The 13,825-nt window shown below is 33.1% G+C and carries 14 protein-coding genes; 6 read left to right on the top strand and 8 right to left on the bottom strand.

The genetic code is table 11. From position 1 onward, the window contains the following. Window positions 1-187: 187 nt before the first annotated feature. Window positions 188-316 (bottom strand): rSAM-modified peptide, encoded by a 129-nt coding sequence (locus IHE43_RS01175; protein WP_192186297.1) that lies wholly within the window; start codon window positions 314-316, stop codon window positions 188-190. Between the two features lie 258 nt (window positions 317-574). On the opposite strand from IHE43_RS01175, the gene IHE43_RS01170 reads away from it, so the two are divergent. The 4 genes from IHE43_RS01170 to IHE43_RS01155 all read left to right on the top strand — a co-directional run bounded on the left by IHE43_RS01170 (window position 575) and on the right by IHE43_RS01155 (window position 6,458). Continuing rightward, complete coding sequence (locus tag IHE43_RS01170) at window positions 575-2,131, top strand: vitamin K epoxide reductase family protein (RefSeq protein WP_192186296.1); 1,557 nt, start codon at window positions 575-577, stop codon at window positions 2,129-2,131. Window positions 2,132-2,200: 69 nt separating this feature from the next. Continuing rightward, window positions 2,201-2,338 carry a hypothetical protein gene (locus IHE43_RS01165; RefSeq protein ID WP_192186295.1) on the top strand — a complete coding sequence of 46 codons (138 nt, stop codon included), beginning with the start codon at window positions 2,201-2,203 and terminating at the stop codon, window positions 2,336-2,338. Window positions 2,339-2,967: 629 nt separating this feature from the next. Then, window positions 2,968-5,160 carry a peptidase domain-containing ABC transporter gene (locus IHE43_RS01160; RefSeq protein ID WP_192186294.1) on the top strand — a complete coding sequence of 731 codons (2,193 nt, stop codon included), beginning with the start codon at window positions 2,968-2,970 and terminating at the stop codon, window positions 5,158-5,160. Window positions 5,161-5,162: 2 nt separating this feature from the next. Next, a complete protein-coding gene (locus IHE43_RS01155) occupies window positions 5,163-6,458 on the top strand; it encodes an HlyD family secretion protein (RefSeq protein ID WP_192186293.1) in 1,296 nt (431 codons plus the stop codon). 21 nt (window positions 6,459-6,479) lie between these two features. On the opposite strand, the gene IHE43_RS01150 is transcribed toward IHE43_RS01155, so the two are convergent. The 4 genes from IHE43_RS01150 to IHE43_RS01135 all read right to left on the bottom strand — a co-directional run bounded on the left by IHE43_RS01150 (window position 6,480) and on the right by IHE43_RS01135 (window position 8,994). After that, the gene (locus IHE43_RS01150) at window positions 6,480-7,187 is read right to left on the bottom strand and encodes a tRNA1(Val) (adenine(37)-N6)-methyltransferase (RefSeq protein WP_192186292.1); all 708 of its coding nucleotides are present in this window, start codon (window positions 7,185-7,187) and stop codon (window positions 6,480-6,482) included. A gap of 141 nt (window positions 7,188-7,328) precedes the next feature. Beyond that, complete coding sequence (locus IHE43_RS01145) at window positions 7,329-7,709, bottom strand: four helix bundle protein (RefSeq protein ID WP_225585331.1); 381 nt, start codon at window positions 7,707-7,709, stop codon at window positions 7,329-7,331. 169 nt (window positions 7,710-7,878) lie between these two features. Further along, window positions 7,879-8,403, bottom strand: a complete 525-nt coding sequence (gene rimM / locus IHE43_RS01140) for a ribosome maturation factor RimM (RefSeq protein ID WP_099710390.1) — start codon at window positions 8,401-8,403, stop codon at window positions 7,879-7,881. 15 nt (window positions 8,404-8,418) lie between these two features. Further along, window positions 8,419-8,994 (bottom strand): 30S ribosomal protein S16, encoded by a 576-nt coding sequence (locus IHE43_RS01135; RefSeq protein ID WP_192186291.1) that lies wholly within the window; start codon window positions 8,992-8,994, stop codon window positions 8,419-8,421. A gap of 198 nt (window positions 8,995-9,192) precedes the next feature. On the opposite strand from IHE43_RS01135, the gene IHE43_RS01130 reads away from it, so the two are divergent. Together IHE43_RS01130 and IHE43_RS01125 are read left to right on the top strand one after the other, a co-directional pair. Beyond that, entirely contained in the window at window positions 9,193-9,684 is a 492-nt protein-coding gene (locus IHE43_RS01130) for a DUF6252 family protein (RefSeq protein WP_192186290.1), read from the top strand. Window positions 9,685-9,818: 134 nt separating this feature from the next. Next, window positions 9,819-10,178 carry an RNA-binding protein gene (locus IHE43_RS01125; RefSeq protein WP_026982652.1) on the top strand — a complete coding sequence of 120 codons (360 nt, stop codon included), beginning with the start codon at window positions 9,819-9,821 and terminating at the stop codon, window positions 10,176-10,178. A 173-nt stretch (window positions 10,179-10,351) separates the two neighbouring features. Here IHE43_RS01125 and leuB read toward each other — a convergent pair whose 3' ends face one another. The 3 genes from leuB to leuD form a co-directional block, all read right to left on the bottom strand. After that, window positions 10,352-11,413, bottom strand: coding sequence for a 3-isopropylmalate dehydrogenase (gene leuB, locus IHE43_RS01120; RefSeq protein WP_192186289.1), 1,062 nt, complete (start codon window positions 11,411-11,413; stop codon window positions 10,352-10,354). Window positions 11,414-11,531: 118 nt separating this feature from the next. After that, on the bottom strand, window positions 11,532-13,052 hold the full coding sequence (locus tag IHE43_RS01115; RefSeq protein ID WP_192186288.1) for an alpha-isopropylmalate synthase regulatory domain-containing protein: 1,521 nt from the start codon (window positions 13,050-13,052) through the stop codon (window positions 11,532-11,534). A 125-nt stretch (window positions 13,053-13,177) separates the two neighbouring features. Beyond that, window positions 13,178-13,774, bottom strand: a complete 597-nt coding sequence (gene leuD / locus IHE43_RS01110; RefSeq protein ID WP_026982656.1) for a 3-isopropylmalate dehydratase small subunit — start codon at window positions 13,772-13,774, stop codon at window positions 13,178-13,180. Window positions 13,775-13,825: the final 51 nt, after the last annotated feature.

Here is a 13,825-nt window from a genome sequence, read left to right as displayed (position 1 = left end):
AATAAATTACAACCTGAAGAACTTGCTCTGAGAATAAAAAATCAAAAATGAATATCCTTTTGTATAATTATTTCGCAAAAGAACTGAAGTATCTCCAGTTCTATTTGCGAAATGTTTATTATCTACAATGAGTAATAATTATAGTATGGTTAGAATTTAGTTTTAATTAACTATTTCATTTTCTATTTTATCCTAGACCGGTTCCTTTTTTGTTTTCCGGATCAGTTTCTCCATCTCCCCCTCGAACCATTTTTTGTTGGTTCTTAGATAATTTTTCTGTCTCGAAATCTTCGAATTTTAATTTTTGATTTGCCATGTTATTAAGTATTAGGATTATTACATACCAAAACTAGACAAAAAGCAAAACGCTTCATCGAGATTCGGGCTTTAAGGGGGTGTAGTGAATATTTAAGCTCGTAATTAATTGGTAATCAATAATTTGTGTTTTTATTCAGACTGATATAATTTATAAATTGTATGTAGTATAATTAATAAAATGTCTGTGTTGAGCGTTTTTTTTTGGATAAAAACACTAATCTTTGCATTGTAATTATGATTTAAACGATCAAAAACGATGTTAAAACTTGTCCAAAAATTTTTACAAATTAATAGATACTCAGATATAAAAAATGAGTTTAAGGATTTGTTTCTTTCTCATCCCAATTATCCAAGTCTATTTGCGATAACAGATTCGTTAGATCTTTTGTCAATAGAAAACGCAGCAATAAGAGTTCCGAAAGAACAGATAGTAGATTTGCCGGCAAATTTCTTAGCCTACTTTCAGGATGAACTTATATTGGTAGAAAAGGCTAAAAATGATGTGCGTATTACAACAGAAAAAAAAGGGCCATTTAAAATGGCTTATGAAAAATTCCTTTTAGATTGGAATGGAGTAATTGTTGCAATCGAACCAAATAATGTAATTGCAAGAGAGAATTTGAAAGTAGAATATAATTGGTTAAAATATTCTTTACCTCTTTTTCTTTTGATTGGTTTATCATTTTTTTATAATACCTATAATTTGTTTAGTCTTGTTTTTTTAACAACATCTATACTAGGTTTTATGGTTAGTATATTTATAGTACAGGAGAAGTTAGGTTTTAAAAATAGTATAATTTCAAAATTTTGCAATCTGAGCTCCAATTCTTCATGCAATTCTGTTATGAATGCCAATGAAGGAACTCAAAACAAATTATTTAATTTTTCAGATTTACCGTTGATTTTTTTCGGTTCAGCTTTGATTTCAATTTTAGTAAGCCCATTTAATTCTGCAATTTTTGTTGGATTTTTAAGCATGCTGGCTATTCCTATTATAGTATCGTCTATTTGGATTCAGAAATTTGAGATTCAAAAGTGGTGCGTGATGTGTCTGGTAGTTTCGCTCTTAATTTTTACGCAAAGTGCAATATGGTTTGCATCAGATTTTTTTACACTGACTTTTGCTTTTGAGAGTATATTTCCATTCTTGTTTTCTTTGGTTCTTCTTGTTCCAATGTGGCTTGTTGCAAAGCCAATGATAAAAAATATATTGAAAAGTGATAATTCTATTAAAGATCTGAAAAAATTCAAAAGAAATTATTCCTTATTAAACTTCTTGTCCAGAAAAGTTATAAATACAAATGGTTTTGATGATTTGAGAGGTTTGAATTTTGGCAACAGAAATGCAGCAGTGAAACTTTCTGTAATTATTAGTCCGAGTTGTTCACATTGTAATACGACATTTCAGGAAGCATTTGATTTGGTTTTGAAATTTCCGGACAGAATATTTTTAAAAGTTTTATTTAATATCAATCCGGAGAATACGGATAATCCATATAAAGCAGTTGTAGAAAGGCTATTAACAATAAACAGATCAACACCCGGAAAAACGGTAGAGGCAATTTCGGATTGGCATATCAAGAAAATGAACCTAAAAAAATGGTTAAAAAAATGGCATGTAGAATCTGTAAGCATGATGATTAATCAGGAGATTAATAAACAATACGAATGGTGTTCTAAGAATAATTTTAATTATACACCGATTAAAATTGTAAATGAAAAATTATTCCCGAACGAATATGAGCTAAACGAATTGAAATATTTTCTAAACGATTATGTTGAAGATATTGAGATTCTTGAAAAAATCGCCTAACAGGAGAAAAGAAAAAAGACAGAAGCTTCAAATGTCTTAAAAGGATTGAAGCCCAAAAAAATAGAACCTATGTTAAAGAATATTTTAAACCTCGAAGGAACACAGGAATTAACAGCAAATGAGCAAAAAATGATCATTGCTAATAATGTAAAAGAAGCAGCTCCAAGATGTGAGGCCTGGATTAATGACGAAGATTGTACAGCATAGTCTTTGGTTAAAAAAAGTTATAGCAATTAAATTTGATTAAAAATTAAAGTACAATTCGCTTTTGATTTTTTAATTTTTATAAGTATTACAATATAAAGCCTTATCAGAAATTTAGTCATGTTTTTTTTTGAATTTGTAGGCGCTCGATCGTGGAACATTGAGCAAATATCCCAACATTGATGATTGGTGTCGGGATTCTCAGGAAATTGGTCACTGTGTTGATTTTATTTGGTTAGGGTTAACCAGTGCCATGTCCTAGAGAAATTATAATGCTTAATTAATTAATAATAACAAGAAGAGTTTAGCAGTTTTTACTGTTAAAAAATAAAACATTAAGCCTTATCAAAAATTTAGTCATGTTTTTTTTTGAATTTGTAGGCGCTCGATCGTGGAACATTGAGCAAATATCCCAACATTGATGATTGGTGTCGGGATTCTCAGGAAATTAGCCGCTGTGTTAGTTTTATTTGGTTAGGGTTAACCAGTGGCACGTCCTAGAGAAAATCTTTATTGCTAAAATTTTATTTTTTAGATAGTTAACAGAGAAGATTTATTTCTTCTCTGTTTTTTTTTTACTATTAAATCAAAAAATATAATCTTAAATTGCTCCTGAATAAATTAATTAAAAATTGAAAAAATTTACGCACTATAAACAAGCTGATTTTAAAGATTGCGGACCAACATGTTTGAAAATTATTGCCAAACATTATGGCAAAACAATCAATATTCAGGATTTACGAGACATTAGCGAAACAACTCGTGAGGGAAGTAATTTGCTTTTTTTAAGTGATGCTGCAGAGAAAATTGGCTTTAGGACTTTGGGCGTAAAATTGAATTTAGAGAGATTACAAGAGGCACCTTTACCGTGTATTTTGCATTGGAATAAAAATCATTATGTAGTTCTCTATAAAATCAGGAAAAATACTTATTACATTTCAGATCCGGGTTTTGGACTCATCGAATACAATAAAGAAGATTTTATTAAATTCTGGATTGGAAATAATGCCGATAATATGACGAAGGAAGGTGTCGCATTATTGATGGAAGCAGCACCTAAATTTTACCAGTCTGAATTTGATAAAGAAGAAAATAAAGGATTAGGTTTTAGATTGTTATCACAATATGTATTGCGTTATAGATCTTTTCTGACTCAGTTGAGTATTGGCTTGGTTGCGAGTAGTTTATTAATGCTTATTTCACCGTTTTTAACCCAGAGTATTGTTGATGTTGGTATACAGAATCAAAATCTTCATTTTATTTATTTAATACTTTTTGCTCAATTATTTCTTTTTGCAGGAAAAACTGGTTTAGAACTTATTAGAAGTTGGATATTATTGCATCTATCTACCCGAATCAATATCTCGCTCATTTCAGATTTCTTTATTAAACTAATGAATCTGCCAATTTCGTTTTTTGATATCCGAATGACAAGTGATATCATGCAGCGAATTAATGATCATCGGCGTATCGAGAAAATCCTGACGACATCATCTTTAAATGTCTTGTTTTCAATGATTAATATGGTCGTTTTGGGTGCTGTTCTGGCTTACTTTAACCTAAAGATATTCCTGGTGTTTTTTATAGGAAGTCTGCTGTATTTTGGATGGATCACTTTATTTTTAAAAAGAAGGGAAATTTTAGATTACAAACGTTTTGCCGAGGTCTCGCAAGAGCAAAGTAAGGTGATGGAATTGATAAACGGAATGCAGGAAATCAAACTTCATAATGCTGAAAAACAAAAACGCTGGGGTTGGGAATATGTACAGGCAAGACTTTTCAGGGTTTCAATAAAAGGCCTCATTTTAGAGCAAACCCAGACAACAGGCTCTTCATTTATTAATGAATTGAAAAATATTTTCATCATATTTCTTTCGGCTAAATTAGTTATCGACGGCTCAATTACACTCGGAATGATGCTGGCGATTAGTTCGATTGTTGGAAGTTTAAATGGGCCAATAACACAACTAATAGAATTTGTTCGGGAATTGCAGGATGCCAAAATATCATTGGCACGACTATCTGAAATTCATGAGAAAGAAGATGAAATACAACAAGAAGTGCATCAGACAAATGAAGTCCCGATTGATTGTGACATTACGTTAAAAAATGTTTCCTATCGTTATTTGGGATCAGATATTCCTGTTTTGGATGATTTGAATTTAATAATTCCGGCCAATAAAGTAACAGCAATTGTAGGTGTTAGCGGAAGCGGCAAAACAACGCTGATGAAATTGCTTCTTAAATTTTATGAACCTGAAAAAGGAGAAGTAAACATAGGAAATGCACAACTAAAAAATATTGCCCAAAAAGCCTGGCGGTCTAATATTGGCGCGGTGATGCAGGAAGGTTTTATTTTTAGTGATACGATTGCTCATAATATTGCTTTTGGAGTTGATAAAATAGATAAAGATCGTTTGGTATATGCGTCAGATGTCGCCAATATAAAAGAATATATTAGCGGGTTGCCATTGGGCTACAATACAAAAATTGGTGCAGAAGGAGTGGGAATGAGTACCGGACAAAAGCAACGTTTGCTTATTGCAAGGGCCGTTTATAAAAACCCGGAGATATTATTTTTTGATGAAGCAACTTCGGCCTTAGATGCTAATAATGAAAAAGCAATTATGCAAAAACTGGATATTTTTTTTAAAAATAAAACGGTTATCGTGATCGCACACCGACTAAGTACGGTAATGAATGCGGATCAGATAGTTGTTTTGGATAAAGGGAAAATTATCGAAATTGGAAATCATTCAGAGTTGGTAGAACAAAAAGGAAATTATTTTGAGTTGGTTAAAAATCAATTGCAATTAGGGAATTAATTATGGCAGAAGATAATACTACATTCGAATTAAGAAGTGAAGAAGTTCAGGACATTCTCACCAAAGTGCCACATTGGATGATCCGATGGGGAACTGTTTTGATATTTGCCATCATTTTTATACTCTTTTTTGTGTCCTGGTTTATAAAATATCCTGATGTTGTAAATACGGAGATTGTAATTACAACCAATATTCCACCGGAGAAGATTGTGTCAAAATCATCGGGTAGAATTGAAGCCATTTTGGTAAAAAATAAAGCGATAGTTTCAAAAAATACTACACTTGCTATTATTGAAAATACGGCCAATTATAAAGATGTTTTTTTACTGAAAAGTATCGTTGAAAATTATAATATCAATGATTCAAAAAAAGCGTTTCCGTTCGCTGTTTTGAGAAATAGCCAATTAGGAGAAATTGAAAGTGCTTTTGCTGTTTTTCAAAAAGATTATGAAGCAGAGCAGCTTAATAAAAATTTACAGCCTTTTGAAGTAGAAAACAGGGCACAAATTTCTGAGAAGGTTCAGATAAAAGAAAGACTGGATATTTTGCAACAACAAAAAGTAATTAACGAAAGCGAACTTCAGCTTCAGAAGAACGAAATTGCCCGTTTTGAAACCCTGTTTAATAAGGGAATTATTTCAGCTCAGGAAATGGAAGCTAAGAAATTAGGGTATCTTCAGGCTCAAAAGAGTTATAAGGGCTTATTAACGTCAATATCTCAATTAAGGTCCTCTTTGATTGATAACAAAAAATTGAGCCAGAATTCGCAGATAAGCGGCACTAAAGAAGAAGTTAACCTTGGTCGTAGCATGGCACAATCTTTTTATCAGCTTAAAAAAGTTATAAAAGACTGGGAATTGGCCTATACATTAAAATCATCAATCAGCGGTGTGGTTACTTTTTTACAGGTCTGGAATGAAAATCAAACCATAAATTCCGGCGATAATGTATTCTCGATTATTCCTGATGCAAAAAATGGTTTTATCGGAAAAGTAAAAGCTCCGGCACTAAATTCCGGAAAAATAAAAGTCGGACAGAAAGTGAATATCCGCCTGGCGAATTTCCCAGATAGAGAGTTTGGTGTATTGAAAGGTAAGATTCAAAATATATCGCTGGTTCCGGATAAAGACGGAAATCTGCTTTTGGATGTCGCGCTCCCAAATGGCTTAAGGACATCATATAACAAACAAATTGTATTTCAGCAGGAAATGAAAGGAAGTGCTGAAATTGTTACCGAAGATTTACGATTGATCGAAAGAATCTTATATCAGTTTAGAAGTGTTTTTGAGCAAGTTTAAATATAAATTTAGCCCCTCTATTTACATCTTCAAATAAAACTCTTTAGTCAACTCAATATATTCAGAAGTGTAAACATGCCTGTCGATTTCGATGATTAATTCATCGATTTCAATTTTTGGATTTTCATTTCGGCTAAAAGCCAACAAACTGCGTTTGATTTCAGATTTTGGAGTTCCTTTTACACGGGTAATTTTTATTGGATACAATTCATATTCTTTTGCTAGAGCGATAAATTTTTCTTCTTCTTTGAATGGGATAATTAAAGCAAATATTCCGTTTTCTGAAAGTAGTAAATCGGCAGCTTCAACAAGTTCTTCAAAAGGCATTGCATCTTGAAAACGGGCTAAATCGCGTTGTTCATTTTCTGTTTTATAATCTTCAGCATAAAAAGGCGGATTTGAAACAATCAGATCATATTCGTCTTCAGGCTCTTCAATAAACTCATCTAAGCCGGCATGAAAACAAAATAAACGATCTCCCCAAGGAGAATTTTCGAAATTATCTACTGCTTGTTCATACGCGTCTTCATCAATTTCTAAGGCATCAATTTGTTCCGCATGAGTTCGCTGAGCAAGCATCAAAGCAATGATTCCGGTTCCTGCACCAATATCCAAAATGCTAAACGGATTGTGATGAATTGGAGCCCAGGAACCCAATAAAACACCGTCAGTTCCAACTTTCATGGCAGTTTTATCTTGTTCAATAGAAAATTGTTTGAATGTAAACATAAAAAAGAAATTCCAATTTTTTAAATTCCAAATTCCAACCAAATAATGGAAATTCCAAAAATAAAATTCCAAATTCCAATTGAAAAAAGTAAACCTTGAGATTGATTTGTCTTGCAAAAATAAGATTAAAATCTCAATTAATTATTTTGATGTTTTAGTGATTATTGACGATAAAATTTTTCTCAATTCTTCTACTTCATATAGCAAAGAATCTGAATTTATTTTTTGATCAGGATTTAATTCGTGTAATAATCTTAACCAATATTTTGATTCTTTAGCTTCTTTTCGAGAAATTTTTAATCTAAATATTAAATCTTTATCGCCAAGTTTTTCATTTGCTTCAATATAATTTGCTCCTATCGAACCGGAGGATCTTACTAATTGTTTGCCATCCTCGATATTTGATGTTGTTTTAGCTAAAGTTCGAATATAAAGTCGACACTCTTTTGCAAATAAAAAAGTTCTTTCTTCTAAATTGTATGGTTTGTTCATTTGATATAAATCCCAATATTTTAAATCCAATAAAGATAAGAATATTTAAAATAAATAAGTTTTTTCCTTCAATAAAAATATAAGACAAATTTTTACAACACAATATTTGAAATTTATAGTTGACAATGATTGGAATTTAAAAGAATTGGAATTTATCTTTTGTTTGGAATTTGGAATTTAAAATATTGGAATTTTAACCTTAAAGATACATCTCTACCAATCCTTCTGGAAGATTCATGATAACTTTCTTGTTTTCTCTGTCAATTTTTACAAGAAAATGATCGATCATCGGAATTAGCATTTCGACTTCGCCATTTAAAACTTCAAAAAGAGGTTGTGCTGTAGTATCGTTTACAGCGACTATTTTTCCAAAAACGCCTAAACGCTGGTCTTCGATTTCAAAACCAATAACCTCGTGGAAATAAAATTTGTTGCCGGAAAGTTTTGGCAGCATATTTAAAGGAAGATAGATTGCGTTACCCATAATGGCATCTGCATCTTCTTCGGTATTCATGTCTTCAAAACGAATTCTAAGAAAATCGTTTTTGTGTAATGAACTTTTTTCAATAAAAAAAGGAACCAGGTGTTTGTTGCATTCAACAAACACTGATTCCAGGTTTTCGTATAACTCAGGTTCGTCCGTGTCTAAATAAGCCAGAACTTCACCTTTGAAACTAAATTTTTTAGCGATTTTACCTAAATAAAAACATTCTTCTTTACGCATTCTCGCTAAGTAAAATTATGCTTCAGTTGTTTCGTTATTTTCTTCAGCAGCAGGAGCTTCTTCAGTTGCAGCTTCCGCTTCAACTTCAGCAACTTCTTCTTCTTCAACTGCAGGAGTTGCAGCAGCGATAGCATCAGCTTCAGCCTGAGCCGCAGCAGCTAAACGTTTAGCATTAACTTCTTGTTCTGCTTTAAAAGCTTTAGCTTTAGCATCAGCTTGCGCTTTTGTTAAACCGTCTTTTTTAGCATCAACTTTTCCAGCTTTAGCTTCTAACCATGCAGCTAATTTAGCATCAGCTTGTTCTTGAGTTAAAGCACCTTTACGAATACCTCCATCAAGGTGGTGTTTCAATAAAGCACCTTTGTAAGAAAGAATTGCTCTGGCAGTATCAGTAGGCTGTGCACCATTGTGCAACCATTTTACCGCGCTATCAATGTTTAATTCGATAGTTGCAGGGTTTGTGTTTGGATTGTAAGTACCGATTTTCTCTAAGTATTTACCATCTCTTTTTGAGCGTGCATCTGCAGCTACAACCCAGTAAAAAGGTTTTTGTTTTTTACCGTGTCTTTGTAATCTAATTTTTACTGACATAATCTTATGATTAAATTTTGAGGTACTCGACCTCTGTTAATTAAGGGCGCAAAGATATAATTTTTTTGTGAATTATACGTTCCAAACAATATTAAATATATTTGAGATGGATTTTTGCTGTTTTTTGAGGTTTTTCGACTCTAATTTTTAAATATCTATTTCAAATAAAACGGTACTTTTGCATCAAATTCATTCTATATGAAAAAAATCTTTTATTTTTTATCACTTCTTTTTATCGTTACATCTTGTACTGAAGACGTAAAATTCAATAATCCGGCATTTCAAACCTTAAAGGATAATGTTTTTTGGAGGGCTATTGGGTATAAAGCACAATCAGTGACAAATGGGAATATGATTATTGAAGGAACTTTAGGATACGAAAAAGTAAGTTTGCAAATACCGTCACCCATAGTACAAACATACGTTCTCGGACGTGATAATGTTGCAAAGGCATCTTATTCAAATACTTTTCCGAGGCAATTAGCAGAATTTAATACCGGCGAAAATAAAGGTACGGGTCAGATTGTTGTTACAGAATTTAATACTGAAACAAATACGATTTCAGGGACTTTTAAATTTACGGCTATTAATAAGGACGAAACTGAAGTTGAAAACCCTAAAGTTATTTTTACAGAAGGTGTTTTTTACAAAGTTCCTGTTTCACCGACGAGTAACTTTCTTGCAAATTAATTTTTTAATTTGTGATAGCATTGATTTTAGTGGATTCTGCTTTTTAAATCAAAATAAAAACATAAATAAACTAATATATAGTAGATTACGGAAAAATAAGACTACATTTGCTACATTATTATAAATAAGTACATATGAACATTTTTGTTGGAAGCCTTCCATTCAGTATTGAGGAAGCAGATTTAAGAGAGTCTTTCGAGGCTTACGGAGCAGTAGATTCAGTTAAGATCATTACTGATAAATTTACAGGAAGAAGCAAAGGTTTTGGTTTTGTTGAGATGCCAAACGATGCTGAAGCTCAAAAAGCAATTGATGAATTGAACGGAGCTACTGTTCAAGGTCGTGCAATTGTGGTTAATAAATCTGAACCGAAACCAGAAGGCGAAAGAAGAAGCTTCAACAATAACAGTCGTGGTGGAGATTCACGCGGAGGTTATGGTGGAGGAAACAGCCGTGGTGGAAATGACCGTGGTGGTAACAGAGGAGGATATTAATATTTTTTTCTAAATATATAAAAGGGATCAACGCAAGTTGATCCCTTTTTTTATGTGGTAAAAATTATTGTTTTTTTCCGTAGAGATGCACAGCAGTGTATCTAACACAAGCAGAAGACGCACTGCTGTGCGCCTCTACATGAAACTTGAAACAAATAAAACTTGAAACAATATTATAAGTTAGCTACAAGCCAATCTCCAACTTCACTGGTTTTGTATGCTTTTGATCCTTTTGGAGCTAAATCTTCAGTAACAATTCCTTGTTCTAATGATTTATTTACAACCGCTCTAATAGCTTCAGCTTCGTCTTTTAATCCGAAAGCATCTTCAAACATCATGGCTGCTGATAAGATAGTGGCTAACGGGTTTGCAATATTTAATCCGGTGGCTTGTGGATAAGATCCGTGGATTGGTTCGTATAATGAAGTATGTTCTCCAACAGAAGCAGAAGGCATTAATCCCATAGAACCTGAAATTACAGACGCTTCGTCAGTCAAAATATCTCCAAATAAATTTTCTGTAATTAATACATCATAAGAGTTTGGCCATTGAACCAAACGCATGGCAACAGCATCAACAAATTCGTATGAAACAGTAACTTCAGGATAATCTTTTTCCATTGCCTGAACTGTTTCTCTCCATAAACGTGAAGTTTCCAAGACGTTTGCCTTATCAACACAACAAAGTTTTTTGCTTCTTGTCATGGCTAATTCAAAACCTTTTTTAGCCAAACGCTGAACTTCGGCTCTTGTGTAAACACAGTTGTCGAAAGCAGTTTCTCCGTCGTCTCTTCTTCCTTTTTCTCCAAAGTAGATTCCGCCAGTTAATTCTCTTAAGAAAACCAAATCAGTCCCTTCGATTCTTTCTCTTTTTAAAGGAGAATTGTCAATTAAAGAAGGAAAAGTAAAAGTTGGACGTACGTTAGCAAACAATCCTAATTTTTTACGCATCAACAATAATCCTTGTTCAGGACGTACTGGTGCGCTTGGATCATTATCATATTTTGGATGACCAATTGCTCCGAATAAAACAGCATCGGCTTTCATACAAACTTCGTGAGTTTCATCAGGATAAGGAACTCCAACTGCATCAATTGCACAAGCTCCTGTTAAAGCTGGTGTCCATGTTATTTCGTGATTGAATTTTTTTGCAATAGCATCAGACACTTTTACAGCTTCATTTATTACTTCTGGTCCGATTCCGTCACCGGCTAAAAGGGCTATATTAAATTTCATTTTTTAAGTATTTATTATTTTAAGGTTCAAAGAGGCAAAGGTTCAAAGGTTCAAAGTTTTAAAAGCAGGTTATAAAAACCTCTGTGCCTTTGCCTCTTTGAACTTTTGTGCCTAAGTATTAAGTAATTACATTAAGCATTTTTTGTGTTGCAATTATCGCTGCAACGGTTTGATCTGAATCTAATCCGCGGGTTTTAAATTCTTTTTCGTTGTTTACCCAGGTGATGATCGTTTCGCACAAAGCATCAGAACTACTTCCGGGCGGAATTCTCACAGCGTAATCAATTAATTTAGGAAGCGTTAGCTTTTTGCTTTTGTAAATTTTTGATAAAGCATTCATAAAAGCATCAAACTGACCGTCTCCCTGAGCATTTTCTTCAATGACTTCGCCGTCAATTTTTAAAAGTAAAGTAGTTGACGGACGCATTCCTTTTGAATGCACTAATATATAGGATTCAATTGTAATTTTATCTTCGTAAGTATGACTGTCCAAAACATCTGAAATAATATAGGGCAAATCTTCTTTAGTAACCGTTTCTTTTTTATCACCTAATTCGATGATTCTTTGTGTAACCAATTTCAAATCTTCCTGGTTTAGTTTCAAACCTAATTCCTGAAGATTTTTTTCGATATTGGCTTTTCCGGAAGTTTTTCCTAAAGCGTATTTTCTTTTTCTTCCGAAACGTTCCGGAAGCAAATCATTAAAGTATAAATTGTTTTTATTGTCTCCGTCAGCATGAATTCCTGCTGTCTGTGTAAAAACGTTATCTCCAACAATTGGTTTGTTCGCCGGAATTCTATATCCGGTAAAAGTTTCAACCAATTTACTCACAGAATATAAAGATGTTTCTTTGATATTGATGCTTACTTCTGGCAAGTAATCATTAATTACTGCAACAGTGCTTTCAAGAGGAGCATTACCAGCGCGTTCTCCCATTCCGTTTACTGTAACATGGAGTCCGTGAATTCCGGCCTTTATTGCTTCCATAACATTGGCAACACTTAAATCGTAATCATTATGTGCATGAAAGTCAAAATGTATATGAGGATATCTAGATGTAATTTTCGAAATAAATTCAAATGCTTTCGACGGAATTAATACCCCAAGCGTATCCGGAAGTAGAATTCTTTTTACCGGCTGCTGTGTCAAAAAATCCAAATATTGAAAAACATAATCAGGAGAATTTCGCATTCCGTTGCTCCAGTCTTCCAGATAAACATTAGTTTCTATGTTGTTTTCCTTTGCTAATGCAATAGCCTGAGCGATTTCAGAAAAATGCTGTTCCGGTGTTTTTTTTAATTGATGAGTAAGGTGATTCAGAGAACCTTTAGTTAATAAATTCTGAACTTTAGCTCCGGATTGTTTCATCCATTCAATAGAAAGGCCTCCGTCTACAAAAGTTAAAACTTCGATTCGGCTCGTGTATCCTTTTTCCTGAGCCCACGACATAATGCCTTTTACACCTTGAAATTCGCCTTCACTTACACGAGCAGATGCAATTTCTATTCTATCAATATTTAATTCTTCCAACAATAATTGTGCAATGGTGAGTTTTTCTGCAGCAGAAAAAGATACTCCGGAGGTTTGTTCACCATCACGAAGTGTCGTATCCATTATTTCAATTTTTCTTTTTTCCATATTGATTTTCTATATTTCTTTAATTGAATTATAGGTGTATTAATATTTTTCCCTTCATTTAATTTAGAAAAACCCGACAGGTTTCAAAAAAATCTGTCGGGTTTAATAGATTGAACAAGATTTTGTTAGTAAGGAAGTTTATCGGCGAAAGCCACAATATCTTCTTTAATATTTTGTAAATAATCAATGTCATCGAAGCCATTAATCATATTGTTCTTTTTGTATCCGTTAATTGCAAAAGATTCTGATTGGCCAGTTGCCAATAAAGTAATCGTTTGGTTTGGCAAGTTGATTTCTAATTCTGTCTTAGGATCAGCTTCGATTGCTTTAAAGATTGTATCAGCAAATTCAGGGCTAACCTGAACTGGCAAAACACCAATATTCAAACAATTTCCTTTGAAGATATCTGCAAAGAAACTTGAAACCACAGCTCTAAAACCGTAATCGTAAACCGCCCACGCAGCGTGTTCTCTTGAAGATCCTGAACCGAAGTTTTTTCCTCCAACCAGGATTTTTCCACTATAAGTTGAATCGTTTAAAACGAAATCAGCTTTTGGAGTATCATCTCCGTTATATCTCCAGTCTCTGAAAAGATTATCTCCAAAACCTTCACGTTTTGTAGCTTTTAAGAAACGAGCCGGAATAATTTGATCTGTATCTACGTTCTCAATTGGCAGTGGTACTGCACTGCTGGTAAGTATATTAAATTTATCGTATGCCATTTTGATTTTTGCTTTAGGCTGTAGGCTGTAAGCCTTAGGCTTTTCCTACAG

It is taken from the genome of Flavobacterium sp. MDT1-60 (assembly GCF_014844035.1).
Classification (GTDB): Bacteria; Bacteroidota; Bacteroidia; order Flavobacteriales; family Flavobacteriaceae; genus Flavobacterium.
The sequence above is the reverse complement of the archived record's forward strand: the minus strand, read 5'-3'. Positions and strand labels throughout refer to the sequence as shown.